The sequence below is a fragment of the Pelomonas baiyunensis genome, assembly GCF_043555935.1.
Lineage (GTDB): Bacteria > Pseudomonadota > Gammaproteobacteria > Burkholderiales > Burkholderiaceae_C > Pelomonas > Pelomonas baiyunensis.
On the sequence record NZ_JBIGIB010000004.1, the window covers coordinates 314,180 to 334,954 of the forward strand.

General features: G+C 71.2%; 20 protein-coding genes. 12 read left to right on the forward strand and 8 right to left on the reverse strand.

Features of this window, described 5'->3' with window-relative positions; translation table 11 throughout:
• Positions 1-6: 6 nt before the first annotated feature.
• On the reverse strand, positions 7-3,342 hold the full coding sequence (locus ACG01O_RS15580; protein ID WP_394385954.1) for an EAL domain-containing protein: 3,336 nt from the start codon (positions 3,340-3,342) through the stop codon (positions 7-9).
• Positions 3,343-3,755: 413 nt separating this feature from the next.
• On the opposite strand from ACG01O_RS15580, the gene ACG01O_RS15585 reads away from it, so the two are divergent.
• The 3 genes from ACG01O_RS15585 (at position 3,756) to infA (ending at position 4,586) form a co-directional block, all read left to right on the forward strand.
• Entirely contained in the window at positions 3,756-3,968 is a 213-nt protein-coding gene (locus ACG01O_RS15585; protein ID WP_394385956.1) for a cold-shock protein, read from the forward strand.
• Between the two features lie 53 nt (positions 3,969-4,021).
• On the forward strand, positions 4,022-4,249 hold the full coding sequence (locus ACG01O_RS15590; protein ID WP_394385958.1) for a hypothetical protein: 228 nt from the start codon (positions 4,022-4,024) through the stop codon (positions 4,247-4,249).
• An 88-nt stretch (positions 4,250-4,337) separates the two neighbouring features.
• The gene (infA, locus tag ACG01O_RS15595) at positions 4,338-4,586 is read left to right on the forward strand and encodes a translation initiation factor IF-1 (RefSeq protein WP_394385960.1); all 249 of its coding nucleotides are present in this window, start codon (positions 4,338-4,340) and stop codon (positions 4,584-4,586) included.
• 64 nt (positions 4,587-4,650) lie between these two features.
• Here the strand turns inward: infA and ACG01O_RS15600 are convergent, their stop codons facing one another.
• Both ACG01O_RS15600 and dmeF read right to left on the reverse strand, forming a co-directional pair.
• Positions 4,651-5,757: a threonine aldolase family protein gene (locus tag ACG01O_RS15600; protein WP_394385962.1), complete on the reverse strand. Its 1,107-nt coding sequence runs from the start codon at positions 5,755-5,757 to the stop codon at positions 4,651-4,653.
• Between the two features lie 2 nt (positions 5,758-5,759).
• Positions 5,760-6,737, reverse strand: a complete 978-nt coding sequence (gene dmeF / locus ACG01O_RS15605) for a CDF family Co(II)/Ni(II) efflux transporter DmeF (protein WP_394385964.1) — start codon at positions 6,735-6,737, stop codon at positions 5,760-5,762.
• 136 nt (positions 6,738-6,873) lie between these two features.
• Here dmeF and ACG01O_RS15610 point away from each other — a divergent pair, with 136 nt between their 5' ends.
• The 4 genes from ACG01O_RS15610 to ACG01O_RS15625 are packed head-to-tail and all read left to right on the forward strand — an operon-like array spanning position 6,874 to position 11,557.
• The gene (locus tag ACG01O_RS15610) at positions 6,874-7,542 is read left to right on the forward strand and encodes a DUF3348 family protein (RefSeq protein ID WP_394385966.1); all 669 of its coding nucleotides are present in this window, start codon (positions 6,874-6,876) and stop codon (positions 7,540-7,542) included.
• A gap of 13 nt (positions 7,543-7,555) precedes the next feature.
• Positions 7,556-10,333: a hypothetical protein gene (locus ACG01O_RS15615; protein WP_394385968.1), complete on the forward strand. Its 2,778-nt coding sequence runs from the start codon at positions 7,556-7,558 to the stop codon at positions 10,331-10,333.
• Positions 10,326-10,991, forward strand: a complete 666-nt coding sequence (locus ACG01O_RS15620; RefSeq protein ID WP_394385970.1) for an OmpA family protein — start codon at positions 10,326-10,328, stop codon at positions 10,989-10,991. Before ACG01O_RS15615 ends, ACG01O_RS15620 begins: the two co-directional genes overlap by 8 nt.
• Positions 10,991-11,557: a DUF2894 domain-containing protein gene (locus ACG01O_RS15625; protein WP_394385972.1), complete on the forward strand. Its 567-nt coding sequence runs from the start codon at positions 10,991-10,993 to the stop codon at positions 11,555-11,557. The genes ACG01O_RS15620 and ACG01O_RS15625 overlap by 1 nt, the downstream gene beginning before the upstream one ends.
• Positions 11,558-11,583: 26 nt before the next feature.
• Here ACG01O_RS15625 and ACG01O_RS15630 read toward each other — a convergent pair whose 3' ends face one another.
• Genes ACG01O_RS15630 through ACG01O_RS15640 form a run of 3 tightly spaced genes read right to left on the reverse strand, consistent with a single transcriptional unit; the run spans position 11,584 to position 14,346 of the window.
• Positions 11,584-12,033, reverse strand: coding sequence for a hypothetical protein (locus ACG01O_RS15630; protein ID WP_394385974.1), 450 nt, complete (start codon positions 12,031-12,033; stop codon positions 11,584-11,586).
• Entirely contained in the window at positions 12,024-12,725 is a 702-nt protein-coding gene (locus tag ACG01O_RS15635; RefSeq protein WP_394385976.1) for a creatininase family protein, read from the reverse strand. The genes ACG01O_RS15630 and ACG01O_RS15635 overlap by 10 nt, the downstream gene beginning before the upstream one ends.
• 37 nt (positions 12,726-12,762) lie before the next feature.
• Positions 12,763-14,346 carry an ABC transporter substrate-binding protein gene (locus ACG01O_RS15640; protein WP_394385978.1) on the reverse strand — a complete coding sequence of 528 codons (1,584 nt, stop codon included), beginning with the start codon at positions 14,344-14,346 and terminating at the stop codon, positions 12,763-12,765.
• Positions 14,347-14,510: 164 nt separating this feature from the next.
• Between ACG01O_RS15640 and ACG01O_RS15645 the strand changes: the two genes are divergently transcribed.
• From ACG01O_RS15645 to ACG01O_RS15665, 5 genes are all read left to right on the forward strand, one after another.
• On the forward strand, positions 14,511-15,461 hold the full coding sequence (locus ACG01O_RS15645) for an N-acetylmuramoyl-L-alanine amidase (protein WP_394385980.1): 951 nt from the start codon (positions 14,511-14,513) through the stop codon (positions 15,459-15,461).
• On the forward strand, positions 15,461-16,474 hold the full coding sequence (locus ACG01O_RS15650) for an ABC transporter permease (RefSeq protein ID WP_394385982.1): 1,014 nt from the start codon (positions 15,461-15,463) through the stop codon (positions 16,472-16,474). Before ACG01O_RS15645 ends, ACG01O_RS15650 begins: the two co-directional genes overlap by 1 nt.
• The gene (locus tag ACG01O_RS15655; protein WP_394385984.1) at positions 16,474-17,370 is read left to right on the forward strand and encodes an ABC transporter permease subunit; all 897 of its coding nucleotides are present in this window, start codon (positions 16,474-16,476) and stop codon (positions 17,368-17,370) included. The genes ACG01O_RS15650 and ACG01O_RS15655 overlap by 1 nt, the downstream gene beginning before the upstream one ends.
• Positions 17,371-18,019: 649 nt before the next feature.
• Positions 18,020-18,970, forward strand: a complete 951-nt coding sequence (locus tag ACG01O_RS15660) for an ABC transporter ATP-binding protein (RefSeq protein WP_394385986.1) — start codon at positions 18,020-18,022, stop codon at positions 18,968-18,970.
• Positions 18,963-19,922 carry a peptide ABC transporter ATP-binding protein gene (locus ACG01O_RS15665; protein WP_394385988.1) on the forward strand — a complete coding sequence of 320 codons (960 nt, stop codon included), beginning with the start codon at positions 18,963-18,965 and terminating at the stop codon, positions 19,920-19,922. The genes ACG01O_RS15660 and ACG01O_RS15665 overlap by 8 nt, the downstream gene beginning before the upstream one ends.
• Positions 19,923-19,978: 56 nt before the next feature.
• Here ACG01O_RS15665 and ACG01O_RS15670 read toward each other — a convergent pair whose 3' ends face one another.
• Together ACG01O_RS15670 and ACG01O_RS15675 are read right to left on the reverse strand one after the other, a co-directional pair.
• A complete protein-coding gene (locus ACG01O_RS15670; RefSeq protein WP_394385990.1) occupies positions 19,979-20,227 on the reverse strand; it encodes a glycine zipper domain-containing protein in 249 nt (82 codons plus the stop codon).
• 172 nt (positions 20,228-20,399) lie between these two features.
• Positions 20,400-20,687, reverse strand: coding sequence for a PsiF family protein (locus ACG01O_RS15675; RefSeq protein ID WP_394385992.1), 288 nt, complete (start codon positions 20,685-20,687; stop codon positions 20,400-20,402).
• Positions 20,688-20,775: the final 88 nt, after the last annotated feature.

The following is a 20,775-nucleotide window of genomic DNA, read 5'->3' on the forward strand; positions in this document are numbered from 1 at the left end:
CCGCCATCATGACGCCATGCAGGGGGTGAGCGGTTCGGGCCGCGCGATGTGGAAGCCCTGCGCGTAGTCAAAGCCCAGGTCGCGCACGCGGTTCAGCACTGCGGGCTCGTCCACGAACTCGGCCACCGTCTGCACGCCCAGCACGCGCGCCACCTCCAGGAAGCCCCGCACCGAGGCGTCATCCAGCGGGTCGCGCAGCATGCCCTTGATGAACTGGCCGTCCACCTTGATGAGGTCCACCTTCAGCGAGCGCAGGTAGCCGAAGTGCGAGGCGCCCGCGCCGAAGTCGTCCACCGCCACGCGGGCGCCGCATTCGCGCACGCGGTCCACGAACAAGGCCAGCTCGCCGAGGTTGGCCAGCGCCACGGTTTCGGTGATCTCGAAGCACAGCGCCTCGCAGGTGGCCTCGCCGGCCTGCTCCAGCAGGCGCACGATGTCGGCCCGGAACGTGGCGTCGGCCAGCGACTGCGCCGACAGGTTCACGTGCAGGCTGGCCAGCCCGCAGCCGGTGCCGTGGGCGTCCAGCCAGGCCAGCGCCTCGCGCACCACCCAGCGGTCCAGGCGCGGCGCCAGGCCGAAGCGCTCGGTGGCCGGCATGAAGCTGCCGGGCAGCGTGAGGCTGCCGTCGGGCTGGCGCATGCGCACCAGGGCTTCGAGGTGCAGGCCCTCGGGTTGCGCGCCGAGCGGCTGCAGCCGCTGCCCGAACAGCACCATGCGGTCTTCGTCCAGCGCCTGGGCCAGCCGCGTGGCCCACTGCATGTCGCCGCTGCGCTCCAGGATCATGCGGTCGGACTCGTACCAGGTGTGCACGCGGTTGCGGCCCGCCTCCTTGGCGGCGTAGCAGGCGGCATCGGCCGCCTTCAGCAGGTCCGACAGGTCCGGCCAGCGCGCGTCCACCTGCACCAGGCCGATGCTGGCGCCGATGCGAAAGCGCCGGCCGTCGTGCACGAAGCGGAAGGCGTCCATGCGGTCGCAAATCTGCTGTGCCACGCGCAGCGCCTGCTCGCGGGTGCACTGCTCCATCAGGGCGGCGAACTCATCGCCACCCAGCCGCGCCAGCGTGTCACGCGAGCGCACCACGCCGCCGATCAGCTGTGCCACCTGCTTGAGCAGCAGGTCGCCCACCGGGTGGCCGCAGGCGTCGTTGACGAGCTTGAACTGGTCCAGGTCGATGAACAGCAGCGTGTGGCACACCGGCTCGTGGCGGGTCTGCTCCAGCGCGCGGCGCAGCCGGGCTTCGAACTCCTGCCGGTTCACGAGGCCGGTGAGCGCGTCGTGCTTGGCGCGGTAGGTCATCTCCGAGCTGAGCCGGCGCTGCTCGGTCACGTCATGGAACACCAGCACCGCCCCCAGCAGGCGCCCCTGCGCGTTGCGGATGGGGGCGGCCGAGTCTTCGATGCCGAAGCGTTCGCCCTGCCGGCCGTGCAGCACCGCCAACGGGTGCGACGGCCCAGCCTCGGCGCCCGCCAGGCAGGCCTCCACCGGCGAGGCCACCAACGCGTGCGTCTCTTCGCTGCGCAGCACGAACACCTCAGACAACGGCCGGCCCAAGGCCTCGGCGGCGGTCCAGCCGGTCTTGCGCTCGGCGGCGGGGTTGAGCCAGGTGACGCAGCCGGCGGCGTCGGTGGTGATCACGCCGTCGGCAATCGACTTGAGCGTCACCCGCATCAGCTCATGCTGCTCGGCCAGCTCCGCGCCCAGTTCCTGCAGTTCGGTGTTGTCCCAGGTGGCGCCCAGCAGCCCGGCGATCCGGCCGCGCGCATCCAGCCGCGCCCGCGCCATGGAGTGCATGTGGCGCACCGAGCCGTCCTGACGCAGCACGCGGAAATGCATGTCGTAGCCCCGGTGGCCGGCCAGCACCTCCTGCAACTCGGCCTGCACGCGCGGGCGGTCGTCCGGGTGCAGCAGGGCCAGCCACTCGGTGTATTCCAGCCGGGCCGTGTCCTCCGGCAAGCCGTACAGGCCGAACAGACCGCGCTGCCAGCTCAGCGTGTTGCGCGCCAGGTCGTACTCCCACAGGCCCACGGCGCCGCCCTCCAGCGCAAGTTCCATGCGGCGATGGGCCTGCAAGGCCGCCTCGCGGTCGCGCACCTGCTCGGAAAAATCCAGGTGCGTGCCGAACGCCCACTCCGGGGCGCCGTCAGCACTGCGGGTCAGCACCCGGCCCACGGCCAGCACCGACACCCAGTGCCCCGCCTTGTGGCGCATGCGGAACTCGCAGCGGTACTGCGGCGTCTCGCCACTCAGGTGGCGCTGCACGGCCGCCTGGGCTTGGGGCAGATCGTCGGGGTCCACCAGGCGCTGCCAGGTCTGCAGGGACAGCGGCTCCAGCTCCTCCAGCCGGTAGCCCAGGATGTCCGCCCAGCGTTCGTTGATGCGCATGGCGCCGCTGGGCACATGCCACTCCCAGGTGCCCACGCCGGTGCTCTCAATCACCGACGCCAGGTACTGCCGCTCGTCCAGCAGGCGCTCCTGCTGTGTGCGGGCTTCGGTCACGTCTTCGGCCAGGCCCACAAAGCCGGTCATGCGGCCCTGGGCGTCGAATTGCGGGGCCGAGCGGCTGCGCACCGCGCGCACGGTGCCGTCGGTGCGGCGCACCGTCATCACCTCGTCGAAGAGGCCCCGGCTCTGCACCGCTTGCTCCCAAGCCCGGCCCAAGCGCGCCAGCTCCGCCGCCTCGACGGACTGCATCCAGCCCAGGCCCAGGCTGCGCTCCAGCGTCAGGCCATGGATCTCCTGCCAGCACGGGTTGGTGTAGGTGCAGTCGCCATGCGCGTCGCCGGCGAACAAGCCCACGGGTGACAGCTCCGCCAGCGCCCGGTAGCGGGCCTCGCTCTTGGCCAGCGTGTGGGCATCGCGGCGCAGGTCCAGCAGCGCGGCCGCGGCCGTGGCCAGTTGGGCCAGCGCCTCGCGCTGGGTGGCCGTGAGGTGGCGCGGCACGCGGTCGATCACGCACACCGTGCCCACCGCCGCCCCGCCCGCCAGCCGCACCGGCGCGCCGGCATAAAAGCGGATGCCGGGCTCGCCGGTGACGAGCGGGTTGCCCGCAAAGCGCGGGTCCAGCAGCGCGTCAGCCACCTCGAACACCTCAGTCCCCAGGATGGTGTGGGCGCAAAACGCCTGCTCCCGCGGGGTTTCGTCGGCCGTCAGCCCCACGCGCGCCTTGAACCACTGGCGCTGGCCGTCCACCAGACTCACCAGCGCAATCGGCACGCCGCACAGGGCGGCGGCGGCGGCGGTCAGCGCGTCAAACGCCGCCTCGGCCGGTGTGTCCAGCACCCCCAATTGGTGCAAGGCAGCCAGGCGAGCGGCTTCGTCAGGCGGCAGGGCCGCAGGGATCATGTCTGTCTCCGGAGCCGGTCGCTGCGTGGCGCCGGCTTTGCTGTGATGCCGGTCCCAACCGGTTCAGACCAATCTACAACGTTTGCACGCGCGCAGGCTCTCCCCGAACTGCAGGCTTCCCCGCACTCCGTGCGCAATCGTCACGCAAATCGCGCTTCATGCAGGGGCCACAGGCCACGCGGGCCGCCCGCCAGCACCCGGGGCTTGACACGGCTGGTACATTAACGGGGATAGATTCGCGCAAGACCGTTTTCTCAAAGTCTTCTCTGCAGCCCCGCTGGCCACCCCCTGGCCCTTTCTCGCGAGCGGCTCGCTTCAGCCAATTCCCCGGCAAGTGCTCTTGAGTGTTTCTGTCCCCGCACAGCAGGTCGCTGGCGGGGTACTTGTCCATTTCAGTTTTCAAAGGAAACACCATGACAACACAAACCGGAACCGTGAAGTGGTTCGACGACGGCAAGGGCTTTGGCTTCATCACGCCGGACGCTGGAGGCAAGGACCTGTTCGCCCACCACAGCGAAATCAAGAACGGCGGCGGCTTCCGCTCGCTGGCCGAAGGCGCCAAGGTTTCGTTCGAAACCACCCAAGGTGCCAAGGGCCCGCAGGCCTCGAACATCCGCACGCTGTAAGGCGCGCACCCAGGCGCTTCCGGCGTCCGGATTCCCTCAAGAAGAATAAGAACTTGAACAATAAGAACAACGAAATGAACATCACGGTGGGACGATTTCTCGTCTCGCCCATGTACCAGGCCCGCGCAGGCGGCGGTTTCGACGCCCTGGTGTCGATTCGCTCCGGTCGCGGCATGGCCAGCGTGGACCGCCTCATGCGATTCACGCCCCAGTTCATCAGCCCGAGCGCCGCACTGTGCTACGCCCAGGTTGAAGGCCTCGCCTGGGCGCGCTGCCATTGAGCAGCGCCTGCGGTCAGCGGCCGCACCTCGTGCCGGCAGGGCCTCGTGCCTTGCCGCCGTCTCAACATTTGCAAACGGAGCCCCACACTTGGCCAAAGAAGAACTGATCGAAATGCACGGCGTCGTCGACGAAATCCTGCCGGACTCGCGCTTCCGCGTGACGCTGACGAATGGCCACAAGGTCATCGCCTACACCGGCGGCAAGATGCGCAAGCACCACATCCGCATCCTGGCCGGCGACAACGTGTCGCTGGAAATGTCGCCTTACGACCTGAGCAAGGGCCGGATCACGTTCCGCCACCTCGGCGCACCGCGCACGGCCCCGAACAACCGCTGATCGCCCACCGGCGCTCGCGTCGCAACGGCCGCCCCGGCATTGCCCGGTGCGGCCGTTGCCGTTTTCAGGCCCCGGCGCGCTGCACCGCCGCCCGCCAGGCCGCCACGCCTTGCGCGTCGGTCCAGTCGTCGGCGGCGTCGCCGATGACGATTTCCACCATCGCCCCGCCGCTGACACGGGCGGACGCCACGGCCCGGGCGCCCAGCCAGAAGCCGTGCTCGCGCGCGTGCGCCAGCAGCGCCTCACGCAACGCCTCCGGTGCCACCGGCAGGTGCAGCTGGAACGAGTTGGTGTGCGGCGGCTCCGGCGTCACCTGCCAGCCGGGCTCGGCTGCCAGCGCAGCCGCCAGCGTGCGGGCGCGGTCGCGCCAGGCGGCCATGTGCGGCAGGCGCCGCCGCAGCCCGTCCAGTGCCGCCAGCACCTGCGGGTGCAGCGAATACACATTGCCGGCCAGCCGCGTCTGCCACGGAGCCGTGGCGTCCAGGAACGCCTGCGAGCCCGCCAGCACACTGCCCGCCAGCCCGCCCAGGCCCTTGTAGAAGGACACGTAGACCGAGTCCGCCAGCGCCGCGATCTCGGCCAGCGAGCGGCCGAAGTGCGGCGCGGCCTCCCACAGCCGCGCGCCGTCGAAGTGCAGCCACACGCCCTGCGCCCGGCACCAATCACGCACGGCCTGCAAAGCCTCCCAGGTCGGCAGCACAAAGCCGCCCCGGCGCAGCGGCAACTCCACCACCACCACGGCCGGCTTCTCCGGCAGCGCGGCCAGCTCAGCCGCGGTGAAGGGCGTGTCAGGCGCCCCGACCCGCAGGCCACGCAAGCCCATCAGCGCCTCGAATGCATCAGCCTCGTCGATGGCGATGTGGCTTTGCGGATGCAGCGCCACCGGGCCGTCGCCCGCGCCGCAGTGCACGCGCAAGGCCGCCAGCTGCGCCGCCACACCCTTGTGGAAGAAGCGCGCAGCCGGCTTGTTCAGCAGCCCGGCCACCTCGGCCTCCAGCGCTTGCAGGGCCTCGCCTTCACCGTACAGGTCCAGCGGCAGGGTGGCTTCAGGCAACTCGGCCAGGGCCAGCAGCGACTCGCGCATGGAGCGCATCGGCCGGTGTCCGCCCAGCCAGCGGGTGCAACGGTTGCGGAGTTCGATTTCAGCGTGGACGGGTCGGACAGCAGGCATGGTCAGTTCAGCGGGCACACATGGATCTCGATGGTGGCATGCACGACCTCCTCGTGCACCGCCAGCCACTCGCGCACGGCCTTCGGGGTCAGCGCCCCGTCGTGGGTGACCACGCTGAGCGCGCAGGCGTAACTGGCCCGCCCCACGCGCCACACGTGCAGGTCGGTGATCACGGTCTCACCCGCCGCCCCGCGCTCGGCAATCACTTCGCGAATTTCGTCGACGACCGGGTGGTCCATCTCGCGGTCCAGCAGCACCTTGGCGGTGTCGCCGATCAGCCCCTTGGCCCACACCGCCACCAGCACCGCACCGACGATGCCCATCACCGGGTCCAGCCAGGCCCACCCCAGCCACCAGCCGCCCGCCAACGCGGCAATCGCGGCCACCGAGGTGGCGGCATCGGCCACCACGTGCAGGTAGGCCGATTTCAGGTTGAGGTCGTGGGCGTGGTCGTGCGGGTGGTCATGGTCATGACCATGGCCATGACCGTGATGCGCATGGCCGTGATGGTGATGCCCATGGTCGTGCGCCTGCCCCAGGATCAGCGCGCACACCAGGTTCACGCCCAGACCCAGCACCGCAATCGCCATCGCCTCGGGGTAGTGGATGGGCTCGGGCTTGAACAGCCGCTCCACCGACCCGTACAGCATCAACGCCACCACCCCCAGCAGGAACACCGCGCTCGCGAAGCCGCCCAGCACCTCGATCTTCCAGGTGCCGAACGCGTAGCGCGGGTCGCCGGCATGGCGGCGGGCCGTGGCGTAGGCCCAAGCGCTGAGCCCGATGGCCACAGCATGGCTGCTCATGTGAAAGCCATCGGCCAGCAGCGCCATCGAGTTGAAGAACCAGCCCGCGGCGATTTCCACCGCCATCATCGCGAGCGTGATCCACATCACCACCCGCGTGCTGCGCTCGGCGGCGGCGTTGCCGGTGTCGAACACGTGGCTGTGGTGCCAGGGGGTGAGGTCGTGGCTGTGCATGGCCTGGGATTTTGGCGCCGGGGCGCCCTGCAGAGGCGGCCTGCACAGGCGGTCGCAGGGCGATGGAGACGGGCCTCACTAAAATCTCGCCCTTTTTCCTCGCGCGGCCCCGCGCGCCCGACACGCCCGCCAGCCCATGTCCGCAGCCCTTTCGCAGCCCCACGCGCCCGAGCCCTTGGCCCGGTTGCTGCTGCAATGGGGCGTGCCGCCTGCCCCGCCGGCGCCGGTGGCCCAGCGCCTGGGCGCCGGGCTGGGCTGGGCCGATGCGATCGGGCTGTCCCAGGTGCTGGCCGCGCCGGCCGCCCCACACCGCCAAAGCAGCGCCGCCGCCCGCGACTGGGCCGAGGCCGCGCTGGAGCGCCTGCGCGGCGACCTGCACAACGCCTTCGACGACGCCCTGCTGGCCCGTGACGCCGCCGAGCCCGCGCCCGAGGGCGTGCCCCTGGCCGACCTGCTGGCGCCGTTTCGCCTGCACCACGCACAGCAGCAACGCCTGATGGCCGCGCGCATTGCCTCGCTGCGCGAGCGCCTGCGGCCCCACCTGGCCGAAACCTCCGGCCCGCTGGCCCGCCTGGCGCAGCTGGACGCCATGTTCGAGCGCGCCACCGCCACCACCGAGCGCGAACGCCTCGCCGGCCTGCCCGTGCTGCTGACGCGCCGCGCCGAGGCCCACCACGCCGCTCAGCCGCGCGGCTGGCGCGCCCCGTTCTGGGCCGACCTGCAGCGCCTGCTGCACGCCGAGCTCGACCTCCGACTTCAACCGGTGCTGGGCCTGATCGAAGCCTTGCACGCCGACGCGGCCTGACCGCCGCTGCCCGATGAACCGCCTCCTGAACGCTCTCTACCCCTTCGCGCTGCTGGCCGGCCTGGCCGGCATCGCCGGCGCCGCGCTGGCGGCCAGCCGCCACCACCCCGTGGCCCTGGCGATGACGCTGCTGATCGCGGCGTTCTACGGCCTGGGCGTGCAAGAGCTGCGCGCCTTCCGCCGCGACACCCGCGCGCTGAACGCCGCCCTGTCCACCGAGCCCGACGCCGGCTGGCTCGCCCGCCTGCCCGCGCCGCTGCACGACGCCGTGCAACAGCGCCTGGAAGGCCTGCGCGTGGCCCTGCCCGGGCTGGGCCTGGCGCCCGCGCTGGCCGGCCTGCTGGTGCTGCTGGGCATGTTGGGCACCTTCATCGGCCTGGTGCTCACGCTCAGCAGCACCGCCTCGGCGCTGGGCCAAACCGCCGACCTCGCCGCGCTGCGCAACGCGCTGGGCGCCCCGGTGCAGGGCCTGGGCCTGGCCTTCAGCGCCAGCGTGGCGGGCGTGACCGGCTCGGCCATGCTGGGCCTGATGGTGGCGCTGGCGCGCCGCGAGCGCATGGCCGCCGCCGGCCGTCTGGACGCCGCCCTGCTGGGCCGCCTGCGCCCGCTGACCGCCGCCCACCGCCGCGAACAAGCCCAGGCCGCCGCCGAAGCCGCGGCCGCCGAAGCCGCACATCAACGCCAACTGGCCCTGGTGGCCCAACTGCAGGCGCATGCCACCCAGCTGGCCGACCAACTGGCGGCACAGAACGACCGCTTCCACGACGCCGCCCGCCAGTCCTACACCGCCCTGGCCGCCAGCGTGGACAGCACCCTGCGCCAGAGCCTCACCGACAGCGCCCGCCTGGCGGGCGAGGCCATCCAGCCCGCCGCCGAAGCCGTGATGGCCGGCATCGCCCGCGAAGCCGCCGCTCTGCACGAGCGCGTGGGCACGCAAGTGGGCCAGCAGCTGGACGGCCTGGCCCAACGCTTCGAGGCCGGGGCCGAGCGCATCGCGCAGCACAGCCACGCCGCGGCCCAAGCGCAGGCCGAGGCCCTGAGCCAGCAGCGCGACACCCACACCCAGTTGCTGACCGCCCAGCGCGACGCCGCCCAGCAGCAGCTGGCCGACACCCACACCGCCACCCAACAAGCGCTGGACCGCCTGGCCGAACGCCAGGCCGCCGAGGCCCAAGCCCTGCTGGCTGCGCTGACCGACGCCGCCAACCGCCAGCAAGCCGCCCAGGCCACGGCCGACGCCGCCCGCGCCGAGGTGCTGCGCCAGCAAGCCGAGGCGCTCGCCCAGCAGCGCGACGCCACACAGCGCACGCTGGCGGACACCACCGAGCGCCTGGCCCAGCAAGCCCAGCAGCTGTTCGACCGTCTGGCCGACACCCAGGCCCGCCAGCAGGCCGCCCAGGCCGAACGCGAGGCCCAGACCCAGGCCGCCCTGCAGGCCGAACGCGAAGCCCTGGCAGCCGAGCGCAGCGCGAACGAGCGCCTGCTGGCCGCCCAGCGCGAAGCCGCCGCGGCCTTGCTGGCCGACAGCGGCGCCCGCGCCCAGAACGCGCTGACCGAGCTGACCACCGGCTTCGCCGCCCAAACGCAAGACCTGCTGGACCGCATTGCCGACACGCAAACCCGCCACGCCGCCCTGCAGGCCGAGCTGGACGCCACCGCGCGCGCCGAGGCCCGTGCCGAAGCCGAAGCCCTGGCCCAGCAACGCGAGGCCAACGAGCGCCTGCTGGCGGCCCAGCGCGACGCGGCCCAACAGCTGCTGACCACCAGCGGCCAGCGCGCACAAGACGCCCTGACCGAGCTGACCGCCAGCTTCACCGCCCAGACGCAGGCCGCCATCGCCAGCATCGCCGCGGCGCACAGCCAGCTGCAAACCGCCCACGCCAGCCACGACGCCGAGCGCCTGGCCGCCTGGCGCGCCGAACTGCAGGCTGCTGGCGAGCACCAGCGCGCCCAGCAGCAGCTGCTGGCTGACGGCCTGCTGCAGCACACCCGCGACCTGGTGGCCCAGACCGAAGCCCAGGCCCGCACCACGCTGCACGAAGCCGGCGCCCTGCTGCAGGCCGCCGGCGAAGCCCCGCGCGCGGCCGTGGAGGTGGTGGCCGCCCTGCGCGAGCAACTGGCCCAGAGCCAGGCCCAGGACCGCGCCGCGCTGGCCGAACGCGCCGAGCTGATGCAAACCGTCTCCACGCTGCTGGCCTCGCTGCAACAAGCCGCGGGCGAGCAGCGCGCAGCGCTGGACACCCTGCTGGCCGGCGCCGCCGGCCGCGTGGATGCGCTGGTGGGTGGCACCTCGTCGCAGGTGGACGCGCTGCTGGGTGGGGCGTCGAGCAAGGTCGACGAACTGCTGCACAGCACGTCGGCCCACGTGGCCACGCTGCTGGGCGGTGCAGCCACACAGGTCGAGACGCTGCTGGCCGGCACGGCCTCGCAGGTCAGCACGCTGATGGGCAGCTCGGCCACCCAGCTCGAAACCCTGGGGCAGCGCTTCACCGAACAAGCCGGCGCCACCGGCCAGGCGCTGTCGGACGCCGCCACCACCATCGCCGCCAGCGCCGCCGAAATGGGCAGCCTGAGCGAAGGCTTTGGCGCGGCCGTGGAGCAGTTCCAGGGCGCCAACGCACAACTGGTGCAGCACCTGAGCGCGCTGGAAGAACGCCTGGGCAGCGCCATGACGCGCAGCGACGAGCAGCTGGGCTACTACGTGGCCCAGGCCCGAGAGGTGATCGACCTGTGCCTGGGCTCGCAGAAGGCCGTGCTGGACGCGCTGCAGGGAGCCGCGTCGCATGGCTGAGCCGCTGGACATGGACCCTGACGGCGGGGCGGACGACCTCAGCACACCCGCCTGGGCCGCCTTCGGCGACCTGATGGCCGGTGTGCTGGGCGCCTTCGTGCTGGTGCTGGCGGCGGCGCTGGTGGGCCAGCTGGACCTGGCCGGCAAGCTGGAGGCCGAAGTGGCCCAGCGCCAGGCCGAGCAAGCCCGGCGCGAGGCGCTGGAGCGCGCGCTGGCCGGCCCGCTGGCGGACGGCCGCATCACGCTGGTGGAGGGGCGCATCGGCATCAGCGGCGCGGTGCTGTTCGCCGTGGGTTCCGACCAACTGCATGCCGATGGCCGCGCGCTGATCAAGAGCCTGGCCACGCCGCTGCGCACCTACCTCGCGCAGCGCGACGAGATCCTGATGGTCAGCGGCTTCACCGACGACCGGGGCCTCATCACCGGCCCGAACGCGCCGAAGTTCGCCGACAACTGGGAGCTCTCCGCCCAGCGCGCGCTCACCGTGGCCCGTGCATTGATGGCCGAGGGTCTGCCGCCCGACGCGGTGTTCGCCGCCGCCTTCGGCCCGCAGCAGCCGGTGGCCTCCAACGATGACGCCGCCGGCCGCGCACTGAACCGCCGTGTGGAAATCGCCCCCACGCCGCGCCCCCGGCGCGCCGCCGCGTCCGCCCCGTGATGGACCTGAACCTGCACCCCGACGCGCTGCACGACCCGCTCGGCTGGGTGCAGGCCCGCCCGCTGGCCGACCCGGTTCGCCAGCGCGTGCTGGAAGGCCTGGCACGGCGCGCCGCCACCCAGGCCGGGCCGCTGCGCGAGCGCCTGGTGGCCCGGATGGTGCAGCGCGCCGAGGCCGGCGACACGGGGGCCGAGCGCCACCGTCTCGCGCCCTCACCTCGCGGCGCGCAAGCCCCGAGCGCCTTGGCCATGCTGCTGGCGGCCCTGCCGCCCGCCGGGCCAGAGTTGCGCCAGGTGCAGGCCCACCGCCGCACCTGGAGCGCCCTGCGCCTGACCCGCCGCATGGCCGAGGTCAGCGCCCCGGTGCCCGAACACCTGGGCCCACTCAACAGCCAGGTGCTGGTGGCCCGCGCGCTGCAAGAGCTCAAGCACCTGTCGCCCGACTACCTGCAGCGCTTGCTGACCCAGCTGGACACGCTGGCCGCCCTGGCGCCACTGCAGCCCGTGGCGGAGGGCGACAAGCCCGCCCGCAGCGGCACCCGCAAGGCCGCCCCGCGCAAGCGCTGAGGTTCAGGCCCTCAGGCCTACTGCGGCTAGCGAAACCGGCACGCCACGACCTGCAGCTCCACCTCGGAGCCCCCGTCGATGAAGCTCCACGGCCCTCCGGTTCGCGGCCGGGCTCGCAGCTCTACGCCTTGCAGCGACAACCAGCGTTGCAGATAAGCCAGGCGGGCTTCCGCGAGGTCCGGCCACTCGGGCCCGTACTCGACGGCCACGCAATCCGTGCGGTACAGCCGACGCGCACCCTCCAGGCGGTGGGTCAGGCTTTGACGCTCTTCGGCCGGCAAGGTCAACCCGTGGTCGCCGAAGTCGGCACGAAAGCATACCGGTCGGGCATGCCAGGGCAGCCCGTGGGCATCCCGGTCGCGCTCACGCGTGCCGTGTGCCGGCGGCGCCGTCAACAGACAGGCCGCACCAGCGGCCGTTTGGACAGCAGCCAGCGCCAGCCCGATCACGACCGAGCGCGCAACGCTCAAGCCCACGGCCCCTCGATCAAGGCGCGGGTTTCCTCGACCGCGATGCGCCACATGGCCAGCACCTCGTCATCGGGCCGCTCGTAAGCGCCGCCGAAGTTGCCGTCGCCGGCCAGCTCACGCGCGCCGTCCGGCGGCAGCACGGCATAACGGCGGTAGTCCACGGGGGGCTTGCGGCCTTCGGGCAGCGTCACGCCGGGCAGGCGGGTCCAGGGCAGGTTTTCCATCCAGGAGGCGTGAGACGACTGCGGGTCCACGCCCTTCACGTAGGCCAGCGTCTGCGGGGCGTTCCACCAGTTGTGCAGGCGCACCCGGGTGCGCGGGTGTGCGGCCATCCACTCGGCCGCCAGCGCCGCCACCGGCTGGTTGCCGCCGTGGCCGTTGACGATCAGGACGCGGCGAAAGCCCTGGTAGTCCAGGCTGTCCAGCAGGTCGGTCACCACGCGCAGCATCGTGTCCACCTTGAGCGTGACGGTGCCGGGGTAGCTCATGAAGCTGGGCGTGATGCCGAAGGGCAGCACCGGGAACACCGGCACGCCCAGCGGCTCGGCGGCCTCCACGGCCACGCGCTCGGCCAGGATGGCGTCCACCGCCAGGCTCAGGTAGGCGTGCTGCTCGGTGCAGCCGATGGGCAGCAGGCAGCGGTCGTCGTGCTGCAGGTAGTCCTCCACCTGCATCCAGTTCATGTCGGCAATCTTCATGGCGGGGTCTGTGTGGGGCCCGGGCGGCGGGCGGGTGTCATTTCAAGTCCACCCCAGCGTAGTGGTTCAGGCCGAAGGGGCTGACCTTCATGCCGACGACGTTGGCGCGCGTGGCCACGGCCAGGGTGGGGTAGGTCAGCGGCACCCAAGGGGCGTCGTCGCGGTAGAGCGCTTGGGCGCGGCGGTACAGGGCCTCGCGCTTGGGGCCGTCGGCCACCTCGCGGGCCTCGGCCAGCAGGGCGTCGAAGTCTTTGCGGCACCAGCGCGCCACGTTGCTGCCGCCGGCCACGGCCGCGCAGGCGAAGTTGGGGGTGAGGAAGTTGTCGGGGTCGCCGTTGTCCGACGCCCAGGCCAGCAGCGTGGCGTCGTGCTCGCCCGCCCGGGTGCGCTTCAGCAACTCACCGAACTCCAGCGTCACGATCTCCACCTTCACGCCAATGCGGGCCCAGTCGGCCTGCAGCAGTTCCGCCGTGGCGCGGGGGTTGGGGTTGGTGGCCCCGGCGCCGGCACGAATCCAGAGCTTGAGGGGGAAGCCCTCGGGCACGCCGGCCGCCTTCAAGAGTTCGCGCGCCCGGGCCAGGTTGGGCAGTGTCGGCGGCGCCTTGGTGTCGTAGCCCCATTGCGACGGCGGGAACGGGTTGCCCGCCGGCTCGGCCGCACCGCCGTACACCGCGCGGGCGATGGTGGCGCGGTCAGTGGCCAGCACCAGGGCCTGGCGCACGCGGCGGTCATCCAGCGGCTTGTGCTCCACGTTCAGGCCCACGAAGCTGGTCACCAGCCCGGGGCCCATCAGCAGGCGCAGCCGGGTGTCGCGCCGAATCTCGTCCCAGGTTTGCGGCATGGGGTACAGGCCGATGTCGCACTCGCCGGCCTTGAGCCGCTGCAGCCGCGTGGCGGGGTCGGGCGAGATGGAGAACAAGAGCTTGTCCAGCGCCACCTTGCCGCGGAAGTAGCCGGGGTGGGCGTCGTAGCGCACCACCGCATCCTTCACGTAGCTGCGCAGCTGGAAGGGCCCCGTGCCCACGGGCTTGAGGTTCAGGTCGTCCATGCGGCCGGCGGCCTGCAGTTGCTGCGCGTACTCGGCCGACACGACGCTCAGGAACCCCATGGCCAGATTGGCCAGGAAGGGCGCCTCCGGGCGGGTGAGTTCGAACTTCACCGTGCGTGCATCCACGGCCGTGACCGAGCGCACCAGGCCGGCCAGCTGCATGGCGCCGGCGTAGTACCAACCCTGGCGCGGCTGATGGAACCACGGGTGCTGCGGGTCGATCTGGCGCATGACGCTGAACACCACGTCCTGCGCCGCCAGCGGCCGCGTGGGCTTGAACCACGGCGTGGTGTGGAAGGCCACGCCGGCGCGCAGGTGGAAGGTGTAGGTCTTGCCGTCGGCGCTCAGCTCCCAGCGCTCGGCCAGGCCTGGCACCAGCCGGGTGCCACCGGGCTCGAACTCCACCAGCCGGTTGTACAGCGCCTCGGACGACGCATCCGCCGTGGAGTTGGCGTGAAAGAGCGCGTAGTCGAAGCCATCCGGGCTGGCCTCGGTGCAGACAGTGAGCGTTTTGGCAGACGCCGCCACGGTGAAGGCCAAACCCCAGGCGGCCAGCAGGCAAACAGAGCGCATGCGGCCGATTCTGGCGCGCCGGGCCGGGGCATCACCTGGGCTCATACCCGCATGGTGGTCTGACATGCGCGCTGCGGGCTGGCACGGGGTCGGGCCGGGCGAGCGCGCTGCAACAATCCAACCCTGGCCGCAGCGGCCGCCCCGCCTCCGCCCCCGCCCCTCGCATGAAGTTCACCCCCCTCCTCACCGCCGCCCTGGCCCTGCTGCTGAGCGCCTGTGCCGGCGTGGCGCCGCCCCCCGGTGGCCCCGCGCCAGACGCTGCAGCCGCCTCTCGGCCCCAGCCCGTGACCGCCGGCACGCCGGCCGCCACCGCGCCGGACCTGACCGTGCGCCCGCCGCGCATCGACCGCAGCTACACCTCGCAGAACCAGGACAGCCGCGCGCTGTACATCGTGCTGCACTACACGGTGCTCGACTGGGAGAAGTCGCTCAAGGTGCTGACCACCGGCGGCCAGGTGTCGGCGCACTACCTGGTGCGCGACAACCCCGCCGCCAGCTACGCGCTGGTGGACGAGAACCGCCGCGCTTGGCACGCGGGCGCGAGCTTCTGGGCTGGCAACACCAACCTGAACTCGGCCTCCATTGGCATCGAGATCGTGAACGCCGGCTACGTGGACGGCCCGGCCGGCCGCGTCTACGCGCCCTTCCCGCAGGCCCAGGTGGACGAGGTGGTGGCGCTGGTGCGCGACATCCAGAAGCGTCACAACGTGCGGCCTGAGCGCATCATCGGCCACGCCGACATCGCCCCCGGCCGCAAGCAAGACCCCGGCCCCAACTTCCCGTGGAAGCAACTGGCCGATGCCGGGCTGATTCCCTGGCCGGACGGCCCCTCGGTGGTGGTGAAGACGCTGGAGCACGAGGTGGCCCCGCGCGATGTGGCCTGGCTGCAAGACCGGCTCGCGCGCATCGGCTACAACGTGTCACGCTCGGGCCAGATGGATGCCCTGACGAAAGACGTGGTCAGCACCTTCCAGATGAAGTACCGCCCGCGCGACATCTCCGGCACGGTGGACGCTGAAACCGCCGCGCTGATTGAGGTGGCGTCCACGCCCGCCACCATGCGCGTGGCCGGCAGCGCCGAGGGCGAGACCCGCCCCTACACCTCGCGCTGGTGATGCTGGGTTTTCTGCTCAAGCGCCTGGCCACCCTGGTGCCGACCCTGATCGGCATCACGCTGGTGGCGTTCGGCCTCATCCGCCTCGTGCCGGGCGACCCCATCGAAGTGATGATGGGCGAGCGCCGGTTGGACCCCGAAACCCACGCTGCGCTCGTCAAGCGCATGGGGCTGGACCAGCCCCTGCCGGTGCAGTACGCCGACTACGTGGGCAAGCTGTTGCACGGCGACCTGGGCCAGAGCCTGGTGAGCCGCGAGCCGGTGAGCAAGGAGTTCGCCGCCCTCTTCCCGGCCACGGTGGAGTTGGCTGCGGCTGCGCTGCTGTTCGCCGTGGGATTCGGCCTGCTGCTGGGTGTGAGCGCGGGCCTGAAGCGCGGCTCGCTGCTGGACCAGGGCGTGATGGGCACGGCCACCGTGGGCTACTCCATGCCGGTGTTCTGGTGGGGGCTGATCCTCATCATGTTCTTCTCGGTGAACCTGGGCTGGACCCCGGTGAGCGGCCGCATCGGCATCGAATACGACCCCGAGCGCGTGACCGGCTTCATGCTGATCGACGCCTGGCTGAGCGGCGAAGAAGGTGCGTTCAAGTCGGCCGTCATGCACCTGATCCTGCCCGCCCTGGTGCTGGGCACCAGCACGCTCGCCGTGGTGGCGCGCATGACGCGCTCGTCCATGCTGGAAGTGCTGCGTGAAGACTACGTGCGCACCGCCCGCGCCAAGGGCCTGTCGCCCACGCGCGTGGTGGTGGTGCACGCGCTGCGCAATGCGCTGATTCCGGTGCTGACGGTCGTGGGCCTGCAGACCGGCAGCCTGCTGGCCGGCGCGGTGCTGACCGAAACCATCTTCAGCTGGCCCGGCATCGGCAAGTGGCTGATCGACTCCATCGCGCGGCGTGACTACCCCGTGGTGCAAGCCGGCATCCTGATCTCGGCGCTGACCTTCATCGGCGTGAACCTGATCGTGGACGTGCTGTATGGCGTGGTGAATCCGCGGATTCGGGGCGGGGGGCACTGATGAGCGCCGTGCTGGAAAAACCCATCGACCCCCCGGGGCCCCTGCGCGAGTTCTGGCAGGGCTTCACCGCCAACCGCGGCGCGTTCATCGCGCTGGTGGTGTTCGCCCTCATCGCACTGGCCTCCCTGTTCGCGCCGCTGATCGCCCCCCACGACCCCATCGAGCAATACCGCGACTTCATGCTGACGCCGCCCGTCTGGGCCGAGGGCGGCAGCACGCGCTTCCTGCTGGGCACGGACGAACTGGGCCGCGACATGCTGAGCCGGCTGCTGTACGGCGGCCGGGTATCGCTGGGCATTGGCCTGTCGGCCGTGGCGATGTCCCTGCTGCCCGGCGTGCTGCTGGGGCTGCTGGCGGCGTTCTTCGAGCGCTGGCTGTCGCCGGCCATCATGCGGGTGATGGACATCGTGCTGGCGCTGCCGGCGCTGCTGCTGGCCATCTGCGTGATCACGGTGCTGGGCCCGGGCCTGGTGAACACGGTGATTGCGATCGCCATCGGCGCGCTGCCGGGCTATGTGCGGCTGACACGCGCGGCCGCGCTGGGCGAGATCGGACGCGACTACGTGACGGCCAGCCGCGTGGCCGGTGCCGGCGTGTGGCGGCTGATGTTCATCACCGTGCTGCCCAACTGCATGGCGCCGTTGATCGTGAATGCGACGCTGTCGTTTTCGTCCGCCATTTTGGAAACCGCGGGCCTGGGCTTCCTGGGCTTGGGCGTGCAGGCGCCCACGCCGGAATGGGGCACGATGCTGTCGGCCGCGCGGGACTACATCACGCGGGCGCCGTGGGTGGTGACGCTGCCGGGGCTGACGATTCTGGTGACGGTGTTGTCCATCAACCTGATGGGGGATGGACTGCGGGATGCGCTGGATCCGAAGTTGAAGAAGGTGGCGTGACGTGAGCTGCCGGATTGCTTGCAGCTTCAGCTTGGCGCCCAGGCCCAGCCGGGATTTCGTCCCGGCGGCCGACTCACTTTCTTGCGCGCGCAAGAAAGTAAGCAAAGAAGGCGCCCCTGTTCCGTCGCCCCTTCGCTGCGCGAAGGGGTCCCCTGCGATGCTCGTGCCCCAAGGCTCGCGCGGAACTCACTTCGCTACGCTCCGTTCAGACAGCCGCGCGAAGTCAGTTCTTGATGCGCGCTGCGCGCGCGCCTTGGGTCACTGCGCTTCTCGGCTCCTCCAAAGGGGAACCCCGGAACAGCCGCAACAGCCAATTGCTCAACCCGAAAGCCGGCTCGCGCCGGCTGTTGGGTATGCCCCCTTTAGCACCGCCGAGGAACGGAAGACCTTGAAGGCGTGCGCGCAGCGCACTTCCACTTCTGACTCCGCACGATTGTTTGAGCAGAGCGTAGCGGCGCGAGTTCCGTGCGGGCCTTCAAGGTCTGAGTACCGCAGGGCACCCGCAGCGCAGCGAAGGGCGGTGCGGTCGGGGGGAGCTCTTTGCCTACTTTCTGGCGGCCCAGAAAACCGAAGGTTTCGGCGAAGCCAAAGTAGGTCGCCCGCCGGGGCGAAATCCCGGCACGGCACACGCCACTAAACAACAGCAGCGATGAGCCTCCTCACCCTCCGCAACCTCAAGGTCCAGTTCGGCACCTTCCCCGCCGTCGACGGCGTCGACCTCGCCCTGGACAAGGGCGAACTGCTCGGCATCGTCGGTGAATCCGGCTCCGGCAAGTCCGTCACCATGCTGGCCCTGATGGGCCTCATCGACGCCCCGGGTCAGGTCACCGCCGACGCCATCGAATTCCAAGGCCAGAACCTGCTCGCACTGACGCCGAAGGAACGCCGCCGCCTGATCGGCCGCGACGTGGCCATGGTGTTCCAGGACGCGCTGACCAGCCTCAACCCGAGTTACACCGTGGGCGCGCAGATCGCCGAGGTGCTGAAAGCCCACCTCGGCCTGCGCGGCGCGGCGGCGAAGCAGCGGGTGATCGAACTGCTGGAACTCGTGGAGATTCCCGACGCCGCCAACCGCGCGAACGCCTACCCGCACCAGCTGTCGGGCGGCATGAACCAGCGCGTGATGATTGCGATGGCCATCGCCTGCAACCCCAAGCTGCTGATCGCCGACGAGCCGACGACGGCACTGGACGTGACCATCCAGGCCCAGATCATGGCCCTGCTGCTCAAGCTGCAGCGCGAGCAGGGCATGGGACTCATCATGATCACGCACGACCTGGCCGTCGTCGCAGAAATGGCCCAGCGCGTGGCGGTGATGTACGCCGGCCAGATCGTCGAGACCGGCCCCGTGCCCGATCTCTTCGAGGCGCCGCGCCACCCGTACACGAACGCGCTGCTGGCGGCCATTCCCGAACACAACCAGGGCGCGCGGCGCCTGTCGGCGCTGCCGGGCATCGTGCCCGGCGCGCTGGACCGCCCGGCGGGCTGCCTGCTGAGCCCCCGCTGCCCGCGCGTGCAGGCCCGCTGCCACGCCGAGCGCCCCCCACTGGAGAACGGCGTGCGCTGCTTCTTCCCCGTCGAGGAGGCAGCCCATGTCTGAGTTGCTGCTGGAGGCGCACGACCTGGCCAGGCACTACAGCGTCAGCCGAGGCCTGTTCAAACCGAAGGCGACCGTGAAGGCGCTCAACGGCGTGAGCTTCACGCTCAAGCCGCGTCAGACGCTGGCCGTGGTGGGCGAATCGGGCTGCGGCAAGAGCACGTTGGCCCGGCAGCTCACGCTGATCGAGCCGCCCACGCGCGGCGCGCTGAAGATCCGCGGCACCGATGCGGCAACCGCCGACGCGGCCACGCTGAAGGCCCTGCGCCGCGACGTGCAGATGGTGTTCCAGAACCCGTTCGCCTCGCTGAACCCGCGCAAGACGATAGCCACCACGCTGGCCGAGCCGCTGCTCATCAACACGCCGCTCTCGGCAGCCGAGCGGCAGGAGCGCGTGGCGGCGCTGGCCACCAAGGTGGGCCTGCGGCCCGAGCACCTGCGCCGCTACCCGCACATGTTCTCGGGCGGCCAGCGCCAACGCATCGCGATTGCGCGGGCCATGATCCTGAATCCGGGCATCGTGGTGGCCGACGAGCCGGTGAGCGCGTTGGACGTGTCCATCCAGGCCCAGATCCTGAACCTGTTCATGGACCTGCAGGACGAGTTCGGCACGGGCTACGTGTTCATCTCGCACAACCTGTCAGTGGTGCAGCACGTGGCCGACGAGGTGATGGTGATGTACCTCGGCGCGGCGGTGGAGGTGGGCGACAAGGCCCGCCTCTTCAGCACCCCGCTGCACCCGTACACGCAGGCGCTGATGAGTGCCACGCCGTCACTGCGGCGCGCCGAGCGGCGCGAGCGCATCGTGATCCACGGCGAGCTGCCCAGTCCCTTGAACCCGCCCACAGGCTGCGCGTTTCACAAGCGCTGCCCGCGGGCCACGGCGCGCTGCGCGGACGAGGTGCCCGCACTGCGCCCGGTGGACGGTCGGCAGGTGGCCTGCCACGAGGTCTGAGCCGCGCCGGGACGGCGTGGCTCGCGCCCGGTTCAGCGCGGCGGAGCAACAAGCGCTCAGCGCTTCTTGGTCACTTCGTTGGCGATGACGCCGCCCGCCGCCGCGCCCACGGCGGCACCGGCCGTGGTGCCGGTCATCACTCCGCCCACCACCGCGCCGGCGGTGGCGCCCACCACGGTGCTGGTTTCACGGGACGACATGCCGGCACAGCCGGTCAGGGCCAAGGTGGCCGCGGCGGCCAACGACAGCAGGGTCCAGCGCCAATAGGAGTGGCTGGGGCTGGTGATGAAGGTCAGCGTGGACATGGAAGGTCTCCGTCAATCGGGTGCCTTCACTGTGGCGCGACCGCCCGGCGCCGCGTGCCGGCCTCGCGCGCAAGCGGCTGTCAGCCGGGTCTGACATGCGGCCGCAAAAAAGCCACCCGAAGGTGGCTGCGGTTGGGCAGGCCGCGTCACTGGGGCGCGGCGCCGCGCGGGCTCACTTGGGAGCCGATGCCGCGTCGGCCATGCACTTCTTGATGTGGCTCTTGGCCGCGGCGCCGTGCAGCTTCTTGTCCTTGGCGGACTGCTCGCACGCGGCGCCGCCGGGGGCGGCAGCGTCACCCGCGGGCTTGGCGGCCAGGCATTCCTTCATGAAGGCCTTGCGCTCGTCGCCCTTCTTGTCCTTGGCCTCGGCGTTGCAGGCCTTCATCTTGTCTTGCTGGGGCGTGGCGTGCGCGCCCACGGCCAGGGCAGCACAGGTGATCAACAGAGCCAAACGCTTCATCGCAGGTCCTTCCTGAGGGGTGGTGGAGTTCAATCGATTCAAGCATGGCGCGTGCGGGCTGCCAAGCGGTGTTATGGGCTGTTTCAAG